This is a genomic window from Streptomyces sp. Isolate_45 (assembly GCF_024721315.2).
GTDB lineage: Bacteria > Actinomycetota > Actinomycetes > Streptomycetales > Streptomycetaceae > Streptomyces.
Genome location: NZ_JANFAK020000050.1, coordinates 35,917 through 51,867 on the forward strand (window position 1 = coordinate 35,917; position 15,951 = coordinate 51,867).

15 protein-coding genes and 3 pseudogenes are annotated in these 15,951 nt (G+C 68.8%); 11 read left to right on the top strand and 7 right to left on the bottom strand.

The features are described from left to right. Positions 1 to 42: 42 nt before the first annotated feature. The 3 genes from NOD94_RS41425 to NOD94_RS18325 all read left to right on the top strand — a co-directional run bounded on the left by NOD94_RS41425 (position 43) and on the right by NOD94_RS18325 (position 2,565). Positions 43 to 1,389, top strand: a complete 1,347-nt coding sequence (locus tag NOD94_RS41425) for a class I SAM-dependent methyltransferase (RefSeq protein ID WP_348652342.1) — start codon at positions 43 to 45, stop codon at positions 1,387 to 1,389. A gap of 161 nt (positions 1,390 to 1,550) precedes the next feature. Beyond that, a complete protein-coding gene (locus NOD94_RS18320; protein ID WP_281207041.1) occupies positions 1,551 to 2,072 on the top strand; it encodes a hypothetical protein in 522 nt (173 codons plus the stop codon). 10 nt (positions 2,073 to 2,082) lie between these two features. Then, a complete protein-coding gene (locus tag NOD94_RS18325) occupies positions 2,083 to 2,565 on the top strand; it encodes an NUDIX hydrolase (RefSeq protein ID WP_281207042.1) in 483 nt (160 codons plus the stop codon). Between the two features lie 94 nt (positions 2,566 to 2,659). Here the strand turns inward: NOD94_RS18325 and NOD94_RS18330 are convergent, their stop codons facing one another. Continuing rightward, positions 2,660 to 3,232, bottom strand: a complete 573-nt coding sequence (locus NOD94_RS18330) for a hypothetical protein (protein ID WP_281207043.1) — start codon at positions 3,230 to 3,232, stop codon at positions 2,660 to 2,662. Between the two features lie 124 nt (positions 3,233 to 3,356). Here NOD94_RS18330 and NOD94_RS18335 point away from each other — a divergent pair, with 124 nt between their 5' ends. The 4 genes and pseudogenes from NOD94_RS18335 (at position 3,357) to NOD94_RS18350 (ending at position 5,781) form a co-directional block, all read left to right on the top strand. Beyond that, the gene (locus NOD94_RS18335) at positions 3,357 to 3,782 is read left to right on the top strand and encodes a prolyl oligopeptidase family serine peptidase (protein ID WP_281207044.1); all 426 of its coding nucleotides are present in this window, start codon (positions 3,357 to 3,359) and stop codon (positions 3,780 to 3,782) included. Positions 3,783 to 3,941: 159 nt separating this feature from the next. Further along, positions 3,942 to 4,625, top strand: a complete 684-nt coding sequence (locus NOD94_RS18340) for a DUF998 domain-containing protein (RefSeq protein ID WP_281207045.1) — start codon at positions 3,942 to 3,944, stop codon at positions 4,623 to 4,625. Positions 4,626 to 4,709: 84 nt separating this feature from the next. Beyond that, positions 4,710 to 4,898: pseudogene (locus tag NOD94_RS18345) on the top strand (DUF4287 domain-containing protein); the annotation flags it as partial. A gap of 286 nt (positions 4,899 to 5,184) precedes the next feature. Beyond that, the gene (locus NOD94_RS18350; RefSeq protein ID WP_281207046.1) at positions 5,185 to 5,781 is read left to right on the top strand and encodes a dihydrofolate reductase family protein; all 597 of its coding nucleotides are present in this window, start codon (positions 5,185 to 5,187) and stop codon (positions 5,779 to 5,781) included. A gap of 111 nt (positions 5,782 to 5,892) precedes the next feature. Here the strand turns inward: NOD94_RS18350 and NOD94_RS18355 are convergent, their stop codons facing one another. Further along, positions 5,893 to 6,594 (bottom strand): NAD(P)H-binding protein, encoded by a 702-nt coding sequence (locus NOD94_RS18355; RefSeq protein WP_281207047.1) that lies wholly within the window; start codon positions 6,592 to 6,594, stop codon positions 5,893 to 5,895. Between the two features lie 114 nt (positions 6,595 to 6,708). Between NOD94_RS18355 and NOD94_RS18360 the strand changes: the two genes are divergently transcribed. Together NOD94_RS18360 and NOD94_RS18365 are read left to right on the top strand one after the other, a co-directional pair. Continuing rightward, complete coding sequence (locus tag NOD94_RS18360; RefSeq protein WP_281207048.1) at positions 6,709 to 7,428, top strand: TetR/AcrR family transcriptional regulator; 720 nt, start codon at positions 6,709 to 6,711, stop codon at positions 7,426 to 7,428. A gap of 349 nt (positions 7,429 to 7,777) precedes the next feature. Then, a pseudogene (locus tag NOD94_RS18365) lies at positions 7,778 to 7,939 on the top strand (pirin family protein); the annotation flags it as partial. 637 nt (positions 7,940 to 8,576) lie between these two features. On the opposite strand, the pseudogene NOD94_RS18370 reads toward NOD94_RS18365, so the two are convergent. The 5 genes and pseudogenes from NOD94_RS18370 to NOD94_RS18390 form a co-directional block, all read right to left on the bottom strand. Beyond that, positions 8,577 to 9,167, bottom strand: a pseudogene (locus tag NOD94_RS18370) (gfo/Idh/MocA family oxidoreductase); the annotation flags it as partial. Between the two features lie 45 nt (positions 9,168 to 9,212). Continuing rightward, positions 9,213 to 10,193 (bottom strand): hydroxyacid dehydrogenase, encoded by a 981-nt coding sequence (locus tag NOD94_RS18375; RefSeq protein WP_281207056.1) that lies wholly within the window; start codon positions 10,191 to 10,193, stop codon positions 9,213 to 9,215. A 92-nt stretch (positions 10,194 to 10,285) separates the two neighbouring features. Next, positions 10,286 to 11,140: a carbohydrate ABC transporter permease gene (locus NOD94_RS18380; RefSeq protein WP_281207049.1), complete on the bottom strand. Its 855-nt coding sequence runs from the start codon at positions 11,138 to 11,140 to the stop codon at positions 10,286 to 10,288. Then, positions 11,137 to 12,003, bottom strand: coding sequence for a sugar ABC transporter permease (locus NOD94_RS18385; protein ID WP_281207057.1), 867 nt, complete (start codon positions 12,001 to 12,003; stop codon positions 11,137 to 11,139). Before NOD94_RS18385 ends, NOD94_RS18380 begins: the two co-directional genes overlap by 4 nt. 77 nt (positions 12,004 to 12,080) lie before the next feature. Continuing rightward, positions 12,081 to 13,427 (bottom strand): sugar ABC transporter substrate-binding protein, encoded by a 1,347-nt coding sequence (locus tag NOD94_RS18390; RefSeq protein WP_281207050.1) that lies wholly within the window; start codon positions 13,425 to 13,427, stop codon positions 12,081 to 12,083. Between the two features lie 340 nt (positions 13,428 to 13,767). On the opposite strand from NOD94_RS18390, the gene NOD94_RS18395 reads away from it, so the two are divergent. After that, positions 13,768 to 14,040, top strand: a complete 273-nt coding sequence (locus NOD94_RS18395; RefSeq protein ID WP_281207051.1) for a hypothetical protein — start codon at positions 13,768 to 13,770, stop codon at positions 14,038 to 14,040. Positions 14,041 to 14,251: 211 nt separating this feature from the next. Next, on the top strand, positions 14,252 to 15,304 hold the full coding sequence (locus tag NOD94_RS18400; protein ID WP_281207052.1) for a substrate-binding domain-containing protein: 1,053 nt from the start codon (positions 14,252 to 14,254) through the stop codon (positions 15,302 to 15,304). Positions 15,305 to 15,951: the final 647 nt, after the last annotated feature.

Here is a 15,951-nt window from a genome sequence, read left to right on the forward strand (position 1 = left end):
GGCCCCCGGTCTTCACCCCCATGACGTCGACTGGAGAAAGACGTGGACCACCACTTCGTCACCGCAATGGAGAAGGCCCTCGGCTGGGACGGCCCCGGCGCACTCGGAGCCGCTTTCGCCCGGGGAACGATCAAGGATCTCGATCTGCTCGATCGCTTGCTCAACCCCAGGAAGCTGCTGGACCTGGTGATGCGCCGCAGCGTCACCACGCCCCAGTTCCGGATCTTCCAGGACGGGGCCGAACTGCACCCCGGCCGCTACATCCAGCCCTCCGTCACCCGGAGGGGACAGGCCATCCCCATGGCCGACATGCGCCGCGTCGGCGGGCTGATGCGCGAGGGCTGCACCATGGTCCTGGACGAGGTCGACTTCTTCGACCCGGCCATGGAAGCCACCTGCCGCGCACTCCAGTGGTGGGCCCGCGAGCTGGTGCAGGTGAACGCCTACCTGACCACCCAGGACGCCAGCGGCTTCAAGCTCCACTGGGACGACCACGACACCCTGATGGCCACTGCCTGGCCGCCGGGGTCGCCGAGGCTCAATCCGGGTGACGCCAGCATGCGGTGGGCTCTACTCTCGCGAAGCATGACGAGCATGGATCCCCGTATCGCGGCCTACTACAGCGAGTACGACGAGGCGGCACGCCTGAATTCCACAGCGACGGGCCGTCTGGAATTCGAGCGCACGCGGGAGCTGTTACGGAAATACCTGCCTCCACCGCCTGGCCGTGTACTGGACGTCGGCGGAGGCCCGGGTACCCACGCCCGGTGGCTGGTCGAGGAGGGCTACGAGGTCCACCTGGTGGACCCCGTTCCGAAGCATGTGGAGCAGGCCCGGGAACGTGCGCCAGGATGCGTGGCCACCCAAGGGGATGCGCGCCAGCTGGACTTCTCGAACAGCAGTTTCGATGCGGTGCTGCTCCTGGGTCCGCTATACCACTTGGCGGAGCGCGAGGACCGGCTGACGGCGTTGCGGGAGGCCCAACGGGTTGCTGTGCAGGGCGGCGTCGTGGCGGTTGCAGGAATCTCCCGGTACTCCCTGATGCAGGACTACACCGTCAGTGCCGGCCTGTCCCCGGAGCTGCTGGCCGGCGAGGTCTCGCAGGTGGTTCGTACGGGTTCCTACGATGGCAGCAGGGGGTTCACGGTGGTGCACTTCCACAACGCTGCCGAACTGGCCGAGGAGGTCAGCGCAGTGGGTCTGAGTGGTGTGCGCGTGCACGGGATCGAGGGCCCGGGGTGGGCGTACGTCGTCGCGGCCGGTCGTTGTGCCGGCCAGGAAGAGGCGGGAGCGCTGGTTGCGGATGCGATAGCGACGGCCCGCCTTGCCGACGAGCATGGCGTGTTCCACGATGCGTCGGCGCACATTCTTGTTGTTGGCTCGGTCTGATCTGCCCGTTTCCTTTGAGGACTTGCGCGTGAGCTCTATAGCCGCTTGCATAGCGGTCGAAGCGAGGCCACGGGTTCGCTCTTCCGCGCGGTCACGCACTGCCTCCTGGCCACCGGACGCTTCACGGCAGCGATCCAGCTGGTGAACACGCGGCAGCAGTCATGCAGCCCGAACTGGGCGACGCGAGCGACGAGTACCTATCGGTGTACGGCACGCTGTTCCTCACCGGGGCGATGGCCGCCGCCCGGGCAGAGGACCGGTCGACTACGCAGACCTTCCTCCGTGAGGCTGATGAGACCGCGCAGCGACTCGCTGCCGACGCCAACCACCTGTGGACGGCCTTCGGTCCGACCAACGTGGCCATTCATTGCGTAGCCGCCGCCGGCGAACTCGGCGACATTCAGATCGCCGCGGACCTTGGCCCGCGAATCGATACCAGCGGTATGCCATTGGAACGGCGTGCGCGGCACAGCCTCGAAGTCGCCAGGGCGCTGAGTGCATGGAACCGAACCGACGAAGCCCTGGCGGTCCTGCTGGAAGCCGAACAGGTCGCCCCCGAGCAGGTCCGCCACCACTACATGAGCCGAGAACTGGTCATCGGCTGGATACGGGGTACCAGGGGCCGGCCGTCCCATCCCGTGGCAGACCTAGCCCGAAGGCTCCGCATCGTGGCAGGCGGCTAGAGTCCAATCCGTGAGCGAGAACGAGCGTGAAGCGAAGATGGCCCACCCCCGCATGGCGGCCGGCGCTCTCTTCTTTGACGAAGCTGATCGAGTCCTCCTCGTCGAGCCGTCGTACAAGGACTATCGAGACATTCCCGGTGGATACGTCGAACACGGCGAGTCGCCCCGACAAGCCTGTGTTCGCGAAGTCCAGGAGGAGCTGGGCATCAAGCCCCACATCGGCCGCCACCTCGTCATCGACTGGGCGCCGAACCCGGGAGAGGGAGACAAGGTCCTCTACCTCTTCGATGGCGGCCGCCTCGACGCAGACCACCGCCAACAGATCGCACTGCAAGCAGGTGAGCTCCGCGGCTACGACTTCCACCACGCCGAACAGGTGCCAGAACTCACCATCCCCCGACTCGCGCGTCGAATTGCCGCTGGCATCCAGGCTCGAACGAACGGCCTGACCGCCTACCTGGAACACGGGCAGCCGCCGGAAACAGGGGCCTGACCACATCTGTGCTTCAGGTCGCTGGCCAGTGGTTCCCACCCGCGATCAGTACAAGGGAGCAATCGACACCAGCATGGCCCTATGCAGTGCTCGGCTATCGGTCGAGGTCGGTCCAGATGGCGAAGGCCCGACCGGCTTCCTCCTGTAGCTGAGCGAGTTTGGGGAACTCGTCGTCGATCATCTCCCAGTCGCAGATCGAGCAGCCGTCGATGAGCGCGGTCCAGGCGGTGACGAAGTGTTCAAGGCACTGGCGGATGTGTTGCTGGTAGGCGAGTACGTGACGGCCTTGGCGTTCGTAGCGTTCGGCCTCGATCTTGGCTTGGTTCTCGGGCATGCGTCGCACGAACGCGGAGGGGATGGGCTGAGGGCCGCGATCCGGATTGAGGACCTCGATACCGCGGTGGTGCAGCCCTGTGGTCTGGAGGATCAAGCTCTTGAAGTCGTTGCTGTTGGCGGTGGCGGCCTCGCGTGCGAATGCCTCCATGATCCAATCCCAGTCGGCCGCGCGTCGCGGCTCCGGGCCGTGCCAGGGTGTCATGCGCGCATGGAGAGCGCGTACTTCGTCGCCGGTCCTGCGTAGTCGGGAGAGCAGGTGCTCCCAGTTGCTGATCAGGCTATCGACGCTGTCGCGGTCGCCCTCTTCTTCGCCTACGTGACCGATGCTCATGATCGAATCCCCCTGCTCGGCTGCTCCGATGGACTGGAAGCGTAATGGGCGTGCGTTGCGCGGGCGCATGATTCCGCGCGCAGGTCCCACCCGAAGTTTGTTGACACTGTCAACGGAATGTAACTTGATCTTCCCCGAGACATACAAGGTGGGAGCCGCACTCTCAGGCTCGCACGACGCCCGCCACTTCAACGCCGGCTTCGTGGAGACCTACGACGGCGCGGACAACCCCGAGGCCTGGGGCCGCACTTCCAGCATCGACCTCGCCGACCGACTGGCCGGCAAGCTGCTCCTGATCCACGGCGACATGGACGACCAGGTCCACCCGGACCAGACCCTCCGCCTGGCCGACCGGCTCATCGCCGCCGGCAAGGACTTCGAGCTGCTCATCGTGCCCGGCGCCGAGCACACGTTCATCGACCACTTGGCCTATGTCCGTACACGCTGCTGGGACTTCCTGGTCCGCGAGCTGCTGGGCACCCAGCCTCCTGCCTACCGCCCTGCTCCCATCGCCATCGGCCCCGAGCTGCTCGCCGAGCTGTTCGCCTGAGCCTGAGCCTGCGTCGGCGACATCGGTCCTGTTTGTGTGACGCAGGTCACACGATCGGGGCCGATGGGTTCGGGTCTCCGTCACGGTCTTACATGCAACGAGATTCCAACGCCGCAGGCCCGGCCCCCGGGTGGGTGCGGCACATGAGGAAGGCATGCCATGACCGACACGATCAGCGCCTCCGCCACCGCCCCCGCCACCGCCCCCGCCTCCGCTTCCACCACTGCGGGGTCCGACTCCTCGGCGCGGGTGCTGCTGAAGGGCGCAGCGGTGGCGGGGCCGCTGTTCCTGGGCGCGGGGATCGCCCAGGGCCTGACGCGTGAGGGCTTCGACTTCACGCGCAACGCCATCAGCCAACTGAGCCTCGGCGACCTGGGCTGGATCCAGATCACCAACTTCTTCGTCGCCGGCGCCCTGCTGATCGCCGGTGCGGTCGGTATGCGGCGATCGGTGCCCGAGGGTCCCGCCCACCGCGCGGCGCCGTGGCTGGTCGGGGTGTTCGGGGCGTCCTTCCTGGTCAGCGGCGTGTTCTCGGCCGACCCCGGGGCCGGTTTCCCGGCCGGTACGCCGGACTCCGCGACCGCCGCGCTGAGCGTGCACGGCGCGATCCACATGGCCTGCGGCATGATCGGCTACCTCGCGCTGTGCGCCGCCTTCCTGCTCCTGTCCCGCCGCTTCGCCGCCGAGGGGCAGCCGGGGTGGGCGGTCGCCTGCCGCCTGCTCCCGGTGGGCGTCCTCGCCGGGTTCGTCGGATCCGGTGCCTCCGTACTGTCCTTCACGGCGGGGGCGGCACTCGGCCTGGCCGGACTCGCCGCGGTGACAGCCCGGCTGGCGCGCCTCTAGCCGTACCGGAACTCACGCACTCGAACACTCACGCACACCGGAACGAACGAAAGGCACGGACGACATGTCGGACTCACTGCAGGTGCCGCGTACTTCCCCTCGATCGAGAAGAAGTACGGCCGTCCGATCGCGGAATGGAAGGACCTGATCCGGACCTCCCCCCTGACGAAGCACATGGAACTCGTCTCGTGGCTCAAGTCCGAGCACGGCCTGGGGCACGGCCACGCCAACGCCCTGGTCGCCCACACCCTCGCGAAGGACAGCGCGAAGTAGTCCACACAAGCCGCCACTGAGCGTTCACGCTCATGCCATTGCAATGGCTGACGGTCATGTTGCATTTAGCGGCGGGTCCATTGCAATGATATTGGTCAAGTGGCCTGCATCGATGCAAGGGTTGATGGTTCCACCGGTTGCTGAATCGCTGAACGCAACCTAGCTTCTGTTCTGTCGCGACGACAAGGATTCCAGCGGTATGGAGCCCGACATGCGCCTCCAAGCCGTCGGTACCGCCGCGGTCCATCCCATCTGAACCCAACAAATCAGGAAGCGAGACACCCCCATGCGCATTGCGATTGGTGAATTCATCAGCTTGGACGGCGTCGTTCAGGCCCCGGGGCACCCGGACGAGGACACCGACGGCGGTTTCGCCCACGGTGGCTGGAGCCACCCGTTCTTCGACCCGGAGGTGATGGGTGGCGCTCTGACCGAGTGGCAGACCAGCACCGAGGCCCTGCTGTTCGGACGCCGCACCTGGCAGACCATGGCGGCGGCGTGGCCGGACCGGGCCGGCGACCCGTTCGCCGACCACATGAACAGCGTCACCAAGTACGTCGTGTCCAGCACCCTCGGCGAAGACGAGCTGACGTGGAACAACACCACACGCATCCCCGGCGACCAAGCGCTGGACCAGATCAAGAAGCTGCGCGAAGCCGAAGGCCGTGACCTGGTGGTCATGGGCAGCGCGTCCCTAACCCGAACCCTGCTGGCCGAGGGACTGGTCGACGAGCTTCGGCTCATGATCCTGCCAGTGCTCGTCGGTGGCGGTAAGACGATCTACCCGGCCGACGGTCACCTCCGCACGTTCGAACTGGTCTCCACGGTCGTCAGCGGCACCGGAGTGCACGTGTGCACCTACCGGCCGATGGCCGGGGCGTAGTCGGCAGGTGGGCCAATGCCGAACAGGCGGGAGACGTTCGGGTCTTCGCCTCCGTGGGCATCCGGTCCCGCCGGCGCGGTGGCGCACTATCAGGGCCATCCGGCAGCTGGGTCAGTAGCCGATGGTGAAGCGGCGTTGGACGAAGCGCGGCAGCTCCGCCTCGTCGACGAGGGCGACGGCGGCGTCCTCCATGGAGATGCGGCTGCGCCCGTCCGCGTCGCGGACTGGCTGGTCGCCGCCGATCCGGAACCGGCCCGTACGTTCGCCGGGTGCGATGTCCTCGGCAGGGCTGAAGTAGGTCCACAGCCGGTTGGAGGTGCGCAGGACGTTCAGGGCATCGCGGTGGCCGCGCACTGCGGCGGAGTACTCCCTCGGCAGGCCGATCGCGTCGAGGGTCTCGTGTAGGAGTGCGTCGGAGTCGGCCCGTACGATTCCGGGCGCGATCTCCAGGCTGCCGGCGCCGCCGATGACGATGAGCCGGATCCGCGGATGACTCTCCAGCGCCTTTAGGAGTGCTCGCGCGGCCGTGGCGTACACCGTGGGGTCGGCGATCGAGCGGGCCACGGTGTCGGCGGTGTCCCTGGCGGCGTTTCCGGGCTGGAATCCGCTGATCAGTACGTCGAGGCCGGGTATGACGGCGGCGATGCCGTCGGCGTCGAGGACGTCGACGCTGTTCCAGGCGACGTTCTTCCGGTCCTCGTCGATCCGCGTGGCGTCGCGGCTGAATGCCGTGACGTGATGCCCCCGGTCGAGGGCCTCGGTGACGACGCGACTGCCGATTCCGCCCGTGGCCCCGATGACTCCGATGTGCATGGCTCTCCCTGGGTAGTCGTGTGCACCGCCACCGTTTTTCACGGCATACAGAAACTATACGGCGTGAAGTTTAGATATGAGGCTCAATATTGTGACGCTGTAGAGTAGGCGGCCATGGGAACCGTGGGAAACACCAAGGGGCGCCGTGAGCGGCTGAGGGCTGAGACCACCGCCGAGATCAAGAAGGTCGCACTGGGGCTGATGGCCTCGGGGGGGCCGGACGCGATCACGCTTCGGGCCATCGCTCGCGAGATGGGCATGACGGCCAACGCCATCTACGGCTACTTCGCTACACGCGACGACCTGGTCACCACGCTGATCGGCAACGTCTACACCTCACTGGCCGACACCGTGGACGCCGCCTGGGGCGCCGCCCCTGCCCAGGACCCCGCCGTCCGGATCCAGGCATGGGCCCGAGCCTTCAGGAGCTGGGCACTGGCCAACCCTGAGGGTTTCCGCCTCATCTACGGCGACCCCGTCCCCGGCTACCTGCCCCCCGAGGGCGGCGCCGCGCCCGAAGCCGCCCACCGTGTCTGCACCGGCATCGCGGCACTCGCCGCCGCGGCCTGGCCGCACGCCGAGTTCGATTACTCGCACAGTGACTTTGAGTGGTCCGACTTCGACCCCGGTCTGCTGGACAAAGTCCGCCCGGCCTTCCCCGACCTACCCCCGGCCGGCGTGGCCCTTGCCCTGCGCATCTGGAGCCACCTGCACGGCCTGGTGTCACTGGAGATTTACGGCCATCTGCAGAGTCAGACCCTCAGCCCGGAAAAGCTCTTCCGTGAAGAACTCGCTCAGCTGATCCGGTCCTTGGGTATCACGTCATCGAGCTGACGGCCCTGCACGAGCAGTCAGCTGAACGGCTTCTACGATCCAGTGGATACTGGATCCCGAACGGGTGAAACGGATCACCGCACGGCGTGCGGAACCGGATCGCGTAGTAGCCGCCGGTGCTCTTCCCGGTCAGCGCCCGGTGGCCACGGGCGCGGTTCCGCGTGCAAGGTTGGTCGGCGATGGAACTCTGGGCAGGCGGCGCGAGGCGGCGGAGCCGGGTCCGATCCAGTTCCGGAAGAAGTAAATCCCCCTGATCGCACCCCTGGCCGGGTCGCTCTGATGCTGACTTTTGCTGACTTTGCAGGACCCGTAGCGCTCTGACCTGCGGAAACTTCAAGCGATCCAATCGTTCTGGAACTGGATCGGGCGGTCCCAGGAGGATATCGCAGGCTTCCGTGACGACTGGGTGAACGGGACCCGCTACGGCGAGGTGAAAGGCTACGACGGTGCTCCGATTCCAGCCCCGGAACTTCCCCCAACTCGCTTGAAGCCTAGGGGAAGGGTGCGCTGAACTGCGCTGATGTCATCAAGGACGCGGGCTGCGCTTGATGCCTGCCATCGTTCCGCTTCCAGGGTCCTGGTGGGAGTTGATGCGATCCTTGAAACGGCACCTTGACCTTGATGTCGAGTCTCATGTGGATCAGGCTGTGGTCAGATCCAGTCGAACGAATGCTGACCCTTTGCTGACTCTACTGACGAGTAGTTAGATTTCAGGAGGGGGAGATAGGGCGCGCCTCCCAGAAGAAGAGCGTCACACTGAGGAGCCCGGTTCCGGACCCTTCGGCTGCTGCAGACAGCGCAGGGTGAGCTCTCCTTCCGGGGGGCAGCGCGCCTCCATCCTGGTGTGGAGGTCGGCGCATGACGTTGTGGGCAGCCAACAAAGAGGCTGAGCGCGGCCCGGTCAGTCACGGGGGTGCCGTCGTTCGCGTCTTCGGGGAAATACACCTGGGACGGCTGATCGAGGATGACGACAGCGCGTCTCAGGGGGTCACCTTGACCAGCCGTGAACCGCTGGCCCGCGTTCAGGGTGTCTATCTCGTCCTGGTTGCGGGGCCAGAGAGGTATGCAGTTCCTACAGCGTGTTCTCTTCCTCGGCGATCAGCGCCGCGATGTCGGGGGTGCTGCTATCGATGGTGGCCATCTCGGCGTTCGTCGACTCGCTGCGGGATGTGGGTGGCGGTGTGCGCGTAGACGGAGCGGACGGGCGCGATGCTGTCCAGCACGTACCGCCAGTGCGGGAACATGTCGAGGATCATTCCGCCGCCGTCCTGGGCCCGGTAGTTCCAGAAGGGCGCTGGGCGTCCTGCCAGTCGCCCTCGAACACCCAGTAGCCGAACTCGCCACGCACCGAGAGGATCCGACCGAAGAAGCCGCCGTCGACCAGCCGCTTGAGCTTGAGCAGCTCGGGCAGGAACAGCTTGTCCGGGACGGCGCCGTTGCACGCCCCGGCCTCGCGGGCCGGTGGTGACCTGGGTGTCGAAGTAGACCTCGGCCAGCGGGTGGGCGAGCGCCTGGTCCAGTGAGGTGGTCCAGACGGCGAGGCCGTGGCGGTCCGGGAGCTCCTTCAGTTTGTGGGCGCCGCGCCCGACCAGGATCGGCACGGGCCACAGCACCCGGCCGCCGCCGAGCACCCGGCCGCCCTGCTCGCGGATGGCCAGGATCGAGCGGACGAGGTGCCGGCGGTACTTCAGCCGGCCGGTGACGCCGTTCATGACGATGCCGATCACCCTGCGGGAAATGGGAGTTCTCCGATTCGTGGGGCGTGCGGGGACGTGGTGTGCGGCTCATGCGGTGCGGTGGGCATCCTCGGCGCGCACGGGGTGGGCGAAGGGCCGACCGGCGGTCCAGCGGGCGAGTTCGTCCGCTGCGGCGGCGGCCATCCGGTGCAGCTCGCGGCCGAGCGAGCCGGCGATGTGCGGGGTGAGCACCACGTTGGGCAGGGCGTAGAGGGGGGAGTCGGCGGGCAGCACCTCGGGGACGGTGACGTCGAGGACGGCGTCGAGCCGCCCCGAGACGAGCTCGCGGACCAGGGCGTCCTGGTCGACCAGGGATCCGCGGGCGGTGTTGACCAGGGTGGCCCCGTCGCGCATCAGCGCGAGGCGGCGGCCGTCGATCAGGTGGAGGGTGTCCGCCAGCTGGGGGGCGTGGATGCTGACCACGTCGGAGGCGGCGCAGAGCTCGTCCAGGCCGACGCCGCGGGCGCCGAGCCGGGCGGCTTCGGCGGCGTCGACGTACGGGTCGTGGAGCAGCAGGTCGAGGTCGTGCGGGCGGAGCAGGTCGAGGACCCGTCGGCCGATTCGGGAGGCGCCGACGATGCCGACGGTGCGGTGGTAGTTGCCGACGCCGGCGTAGGCGCGCTGCCAGTCGTACGGGGCGCGGCGGTCGCGGTAGTCCTCGCGGATGCGCAGCAGCTGCTTGTTGGCGGCGAGCACGGTGGCGACGGTGTACTCGGCGACCGGCAGGGCGTTGGCCCAGGCGGCGGAGGTGACCTGGATGCCGCGCTGCCAGCAGGCGTCGGTGATGTGGTGCTTGACCGACCCGGCGGCATGGATGACGGCGCGCAGCCGAGGGGCGGCGGCCAGCACGGTCTCGTCGAGCGGGGGGCACCCCCAGCTGGAGATGATCACTTCGGCCCCGGCGAGGGCGGCGGCCGCCTCCGGCGTGGTGAAGTCGTCGACGACCAGGCCGGGGTCGAGGTCGGCGAGGGCGGTGAGGCGGCCCAGGGTGTGCTCGTCGATGAGGCGGCCGGGGAGGTCGCGATGCATGGCGAGGACGGCGCGCGGGCGTTCGGCCGTACCGCCAACGGGGCGCGGGTCAGGCATGGGGTCCTTCCGGTCGGTGGCGGCGCGGGTGGGGTTCACTTGACGCTCCCCGCGGTCAGTCCGGCTTTCCAGTGCCGCTGGAGGAGCACGAAGGCGAGGATCAGCGGGACGACGGCGAGCAGCGCGCCGGTGACGACCAGCGGGTAGTACTCGGGGAAGGCCTTGGTCTGGGCGTTCCAGGTGAACAGGCCGAGGCTGACCGGGAAGAGCCGGTTGTCGGAGAGCATGACCAGCGGCAGGAAGAAGTTGTTCCAGATGGCGGTGAACTGGAACAGCAGCACGGTGACGAAGCCGGGCATGACCATCCGCAGTCCGATCGACCGGAAGGTGCGCAGTTCGCTGGCGCCGTCCACCCGGGCGGCCTCCAGGACCTCGCCGGGGATGTAGCCGGCGCAGAACACCCGGGCCAGGTAGACCCCGAAGGGGTTGACCAGGGACGGCAGGAACACCGCCCAGAAGGTGTTGACGACGCCGAGTTCGGAGGCGAGCAGGTACATCGGCAGGGCGAGCGCGGTGGTGGGCACCAGGACGCCGAGCAGGACCAGCCCGAACACCTTCTCCTTGCCGGGGAAGGAGTAGACGTGGAAGGCGTAGCCGGCCGCCACACAGACCAGGGCGCACAGGACCGAGCCGACCCCGGCGTAGAGCAGCGAGTTGAGGTACCAGCGGAAGTAGATGCCGTCGCCGGCGGCGGCGAGGTCGCCGAGGTTCTTGCCGAGGTCGAAGTTGGCGGGGGTCAGGCTGTTCCCGCCGAGCAGGTCGGCGGTGTTCTTGGCGGCTGCGGTGAGCAGCCAGCCGAGCGGCAGCAGGGTGTAGGCGGCGGCCAGGACGAGGGCGCTGTTGACGGCGGCCTTGGAGAGGGTCCAGGGGCGGCGGGGGAAGGTGCTCATGCCGTGACCTCCTTCCGGCGCTCGGAGCGGGAGCGGCTGATCCGGGTGACGGCGAAGGACAGGACGGCGGCGGCGAGGGCGAGCAGGACGGACGAGGCGGCGGCGAGGCCGTAGTCGCCCCGCTCGAAGGCGGCGGTGTAGGCGAACATGTTGGGAGTCCAGGTGGAGGTGACCCCGGGCGAGGTGCCGTGCAGGATCATCGGCTCGGTGAAGAGCTGGAGCGAGCCTATGACGGTGAACAGCCCGACCATGGCGAGCGAGGGGCGGATCAGCGGGATCTTGATGCCGATCGCGGTGCGCAGCGGGCCGGCGCCGTCGACGACGGCGGCTTCCAGCACCTCGCGCGGGATGGCCTGCAGGGCGGCGTAGAAGATCACCATGTTGTAACCGGTCCACTGCCACAGCGTCATGTTGACCACGGCGGGCAGCGGGTGGCCGAGCGGGTCGGGCTGGGCCCCGAGGGCTTGCAGGGCGTCGAGCACCGGGCTGATCCCGGGGGTGTAGAGGTACATCCAGATCAGTGCGGCGATGATGCCGGGCACGGCGTGCGGGACGAACACGGCGAGCTGGAAGAAGTACTTGGCCCTGGCCAGCGCGGAGTCCAGCAGCAGGGCCAGGACGAGGGCGAAGACGGTCATCAGCGGGATGTAGAGCAGGCAGTACTGGACGACGGTCAGGAAGCCGTCGCGGTAGCCCTCGTCCTGCAAGGCCCGGGTGTAGTTGCCGAGGCCGGCGAACTCGGGCCTGCTGCCGTCGAAGCCCAGGCCGGAGGTGCGTTCACTGAAGAGGCTGAGCCTGATCGCGTAGCCGATCGGGACGAGCGTGCAGGCGGTGAAGAGCAGGAGGAAGGGGGCGAGCAGGATCGCCGGCGCCCCGTACCGCCCGTGCCACCGCCGGAGGACGGCGGCGCGGGCGGTGTCGTTGCCGGTGGTGCGGGTCGTCACTGGGCGACCTTCAGGCCGCGCTTCTTGAACTCGGCGAGGGTGGTCTGCTGGGCGGCGGCCAGGGCGTTGTCGATGGTGCCGGTCTTCCCGGCGACCTTGCCGAAGGAGTCTTTCAGCGTGCCGTTGGTGACGCCCATGGCGGGGCCCCAGGTCCAGCCGGGCCGGATGGACTTCGCAGCCTCGGCGTACACGGCGTAGATGTCCTGGCCGCCGTAGAAGTCGGTGTTGAAAGCCTGCTTGGCGACCGGGATCAGCTCGGTGGCCGCCGGGTAGGAGGAGGAGGTCCCGGAGGCGATGCGGGCCCTGATGCCCTCGGGGGTGGTGGTGGCCCAGGTGGCGAACTCGACGGCGGCCTTGGCCTTCTTACTGCCCTTGGAGACGGCGAAGGTGGTGCCGCCAAGCATGCCGCTGGCGGGGGCGCCGTCCCAGCCGGGCAGCTGGGCGACGGCCCACTTGCCGTTGATGTCGGGGGTGGTGCCGAGGTTGGACTTGAGGACGCCGGCGCCCCAGGAGGCGCCGACGTAGCCGGCGGTCTCGCCCTTCTGCAGGGAGGCGGTCCACTGCTGGCTGAAGGAGGGCTGGACCCGGACGAGGTCCTCGTCGACCAACTGCTGCCAGTAGGCCGCCACCTTCCTGGACTCGGGTCCGGTCAGGTTGGACTTCCAGGCCTCCCCGGCGGTGGAGAACAGCCGGGCGCCGTTCTGCCAGGCCAGCGCCTCGAAGATGGTGGGGTCGTCGGGGAAGAAGGTGGCGATCCTGGTTTCCGGGTTGGCGGCCTTGAGCTTCTGGGCGGCGGTGCGGAACTCCTCCCAGGTCTTCGGCACGGTGATGCCGGCCTTCTCGAAGAGGTCCTTGCGGTAGTAGAACGCCTGCGGCGCGGAGTCCAGCGGCAGCGCCCAGGTCCGGCCGCCGAACGAGGTCAGCTCGGTGGCCTGCGGCAGGTACTTGGCCTTCAGGTCGGCCCCGACCAGCTTGCTGATGTCCTGGACGGCGCCCTGGCTGACGAAGTCGGGCAGTTGCGGGTACTCGACGTTGAAGACGTCCGGGGCGTTGCCGGCCTTGACGGCGTTGGAGAGCTTGGCGTAGCCGCCGGCGTTGCCCGCGGGGATCTCCTCGAAGGCGACCCGGGTGTTCGGGTGGCTCGCGTTGAAGGCGTCCACGACCTCCTTGGTGCCCTTGGCCCAGCCCCAGAAGGTGAGGGACACCGGCTTGCCGTCCTCGGCGGCGGCGGTGCTGTCGCCGCTGCTGCCGCAGGCGGCGAGCAGGGTCGCGCAGAGCGTCGCGGCGGTAAGGGTGGCGCCGGCCCGCAGGGCTCTGCGACGGGATAAGGAGAGTGAGCGCATAGCAGGCTCCTAAGAGGGGGAGGGTCACGTTCCGCAGGGAGATGCCGGGTCGGATCCGATGATGGTGGGGGGCGACTGGCTGTCATCCTGATCAGGTCGCTGATTGGAGTCAAGGGAAGCGGACCGAATGATCTGAAATGATCAGACCGACCCGGTCGTCAATTCGCCCGCCCATATGGGTCACTACCTGCGAGGATGTCGGTGTGGACCGCGCTGCGAGGGTCAGGTCGCAGCCTGATCGAAAGGATCATTTGATCCAAAAATCTTGACGACTGATCGGACGGTCTCTGGATTCCGGCCGGGCCCGGCGTCCCCGGAGCCATCCAGAAGGACACACGCCATGCGACTTCCCCCGGCGGACCGAAACCTCAGCCCGTACACCGGCTGGACCAAGGCGCACTGGGAGGCGACGGCCGACACCCCCGCTCACCACCGTCCGCCCGTACACGAGCACCGCGGCCCGCAGCGCACCTTGTACGCCCCGGCGCCGCTCTGGCGGGCGGGCGCCAACGAGGTCGTGGTCCTCGAATTCCACCGCCCCGCCAGCCGGATCGAGCTCCACGACCACCCCGACCCCGGGTCGACCACCTCGGAGGCGATGCCCCAGTGGTGACTGCGTCCCCGGGCCGACCGGTGTGGGGACGGCCCGGGCAGCACACCGCGGCCGCACACCGAGGTGTCCGTGTCCTCCGAGGTGACCGCCTGTCCGGTCCCTGCAGGGTTCGTACGCCGATCGACAGATCGAATTCCGACCGAATGATAGATTCCTGTCCACCCGGGCGCGGCAACGTCGCCCCGGCGTACTCACAGGGCAGGAGAATGCCATGTCGATCTCGGCTGACGAGCGCCGGACCCGGATCCTCGAAGAGGTGCAGAAGCTCGGCACGGTCCGCGTGGTGGAACTCGCGGAGCGGATCGGCCTACCCGCCGTCACCGTTCGGCGGGACGCTGCGGCGCTGGCCGAGGCCGGCCTGGTCCGCCGGTCCCACGGCTCGGTTTCGACAGTGACCGGATCGGCCGACCGGGCTGCAGACGGCCCCACGGTCGGCCTGCTCGTGCCGGCCGCCGGCCAGTACTTCGCCGAGGTCATCGCCGGCGCCCGGGCCGCCGTCGCCGAAGCGGGCGCCCAACTGGTCCTCGGAATCTCCTCCTACGAGGCCAGCGCCGACCGCGTCCAGATCGAGCAGCTGCTGAAGTCCGGCGTGCAGGGGCTGCTGCTCGCCCCCAACTGGACGCCGGCCGATCACCCCGGCGACCAGACCTGGGTCGGGGAACTCCCGGTGCCCGCCGTCCTGGTTGAGCGCCGCCCCCGCCCGGGAAGCCCCGCTGCGGAGCTCGACTCGGTCTCCTCCGACCACCGTCACGGTGTGCTCCTCGCCCTGCGCCACCTGTCCGCCTCCGGGCACGACCGGGTGGCCCTGGCCGCCCGCCGCGACACCTGGACCGCACACGAGATCCGGGTGGGCTACGCCGAAGGCTGCGAACTGCTCGGCCTGACCGCTGAGCCCGTGATCGACATCCTCAACCCCGGGGCGGACGCCGAGGCCGTGGCGGGGCAGTTGGCCGCCGCCGTCGCGCGCGGTGTCCGCGCGGTCCTGGTCCACAACGACCAGGACGCCATCCAGGTGCTCCCGCTGCTGCGAGCCCGGGGCCTACGGGTGCCCGAGGACCTTGCCGTGGTCAGCTACGACGACGTGCTCGCCGCCCTGGGCGCGCCACCACTGACCGCGGTCGCCCCGCCGAAACAGGCCGTGGGAGCCGAAGCGGTCGCCCTTCTGCTGCGCCGCATCGCGGCGGCAGACTCGCTCCCGGTCCACCACGTCCAGCTCCTGCCGACCCTGAAGGTCCGCGAATCCTGCGGGGCCGCGGCGGGCTGACTCCGCAGGAGAGGCCTCCCGACATCGGCCAGGCCGGGCCGGCGCCGGCGGTGCGGATCGGCCAGCCGCTGCGCCAGTGGGACGGTGCGGGGCTGGTCGCCGCCGGTGACGGCGATGCGGATCGGGCGCCGCCGAAGCCGCGCGCCGGCCTCCACGCCGCTCGCGTAGCCGAGTCCGGCGAGCCGACGACAACGGCTGCCACGAGCGGGGCGGGTTACTCGCCTACGTACCCGAACCCTCCCCGCCCTCGCACGGCTGACGTACCGGCAGACGTCAAGCGGAATTCGGTCCAGCCGGCGGCCAATTGGCGTCCATCCGGCTTGGTGTATTGACTCGATCGGTCCCACCGACCTACGGTCCCGTCGACGGTGATTCCACAGTGCTCCAGCCGCGCCGCCGCCCCGGGCGCCATCCTGTACCGCCTGTTCAGCGCCAGGTGCCTGCCCGGCTGCGAGGGATCCGTCGACTCCCGCACCTCTCCTCCCGCCTCCTGCGGAGTCCCCATGACCCTGCCCCGCGTCCGTCGATTCACGTCAACTTCCGTCGGCCTCATCGCCGTCGGTGCCCTGCTCGCGGGGGGGGGGGGGGGGGGGGGGGGGGGGGGGGGGGGGGGGGGGGGGGGGGGGGGGGGGGGGGGGGGGGGGGGG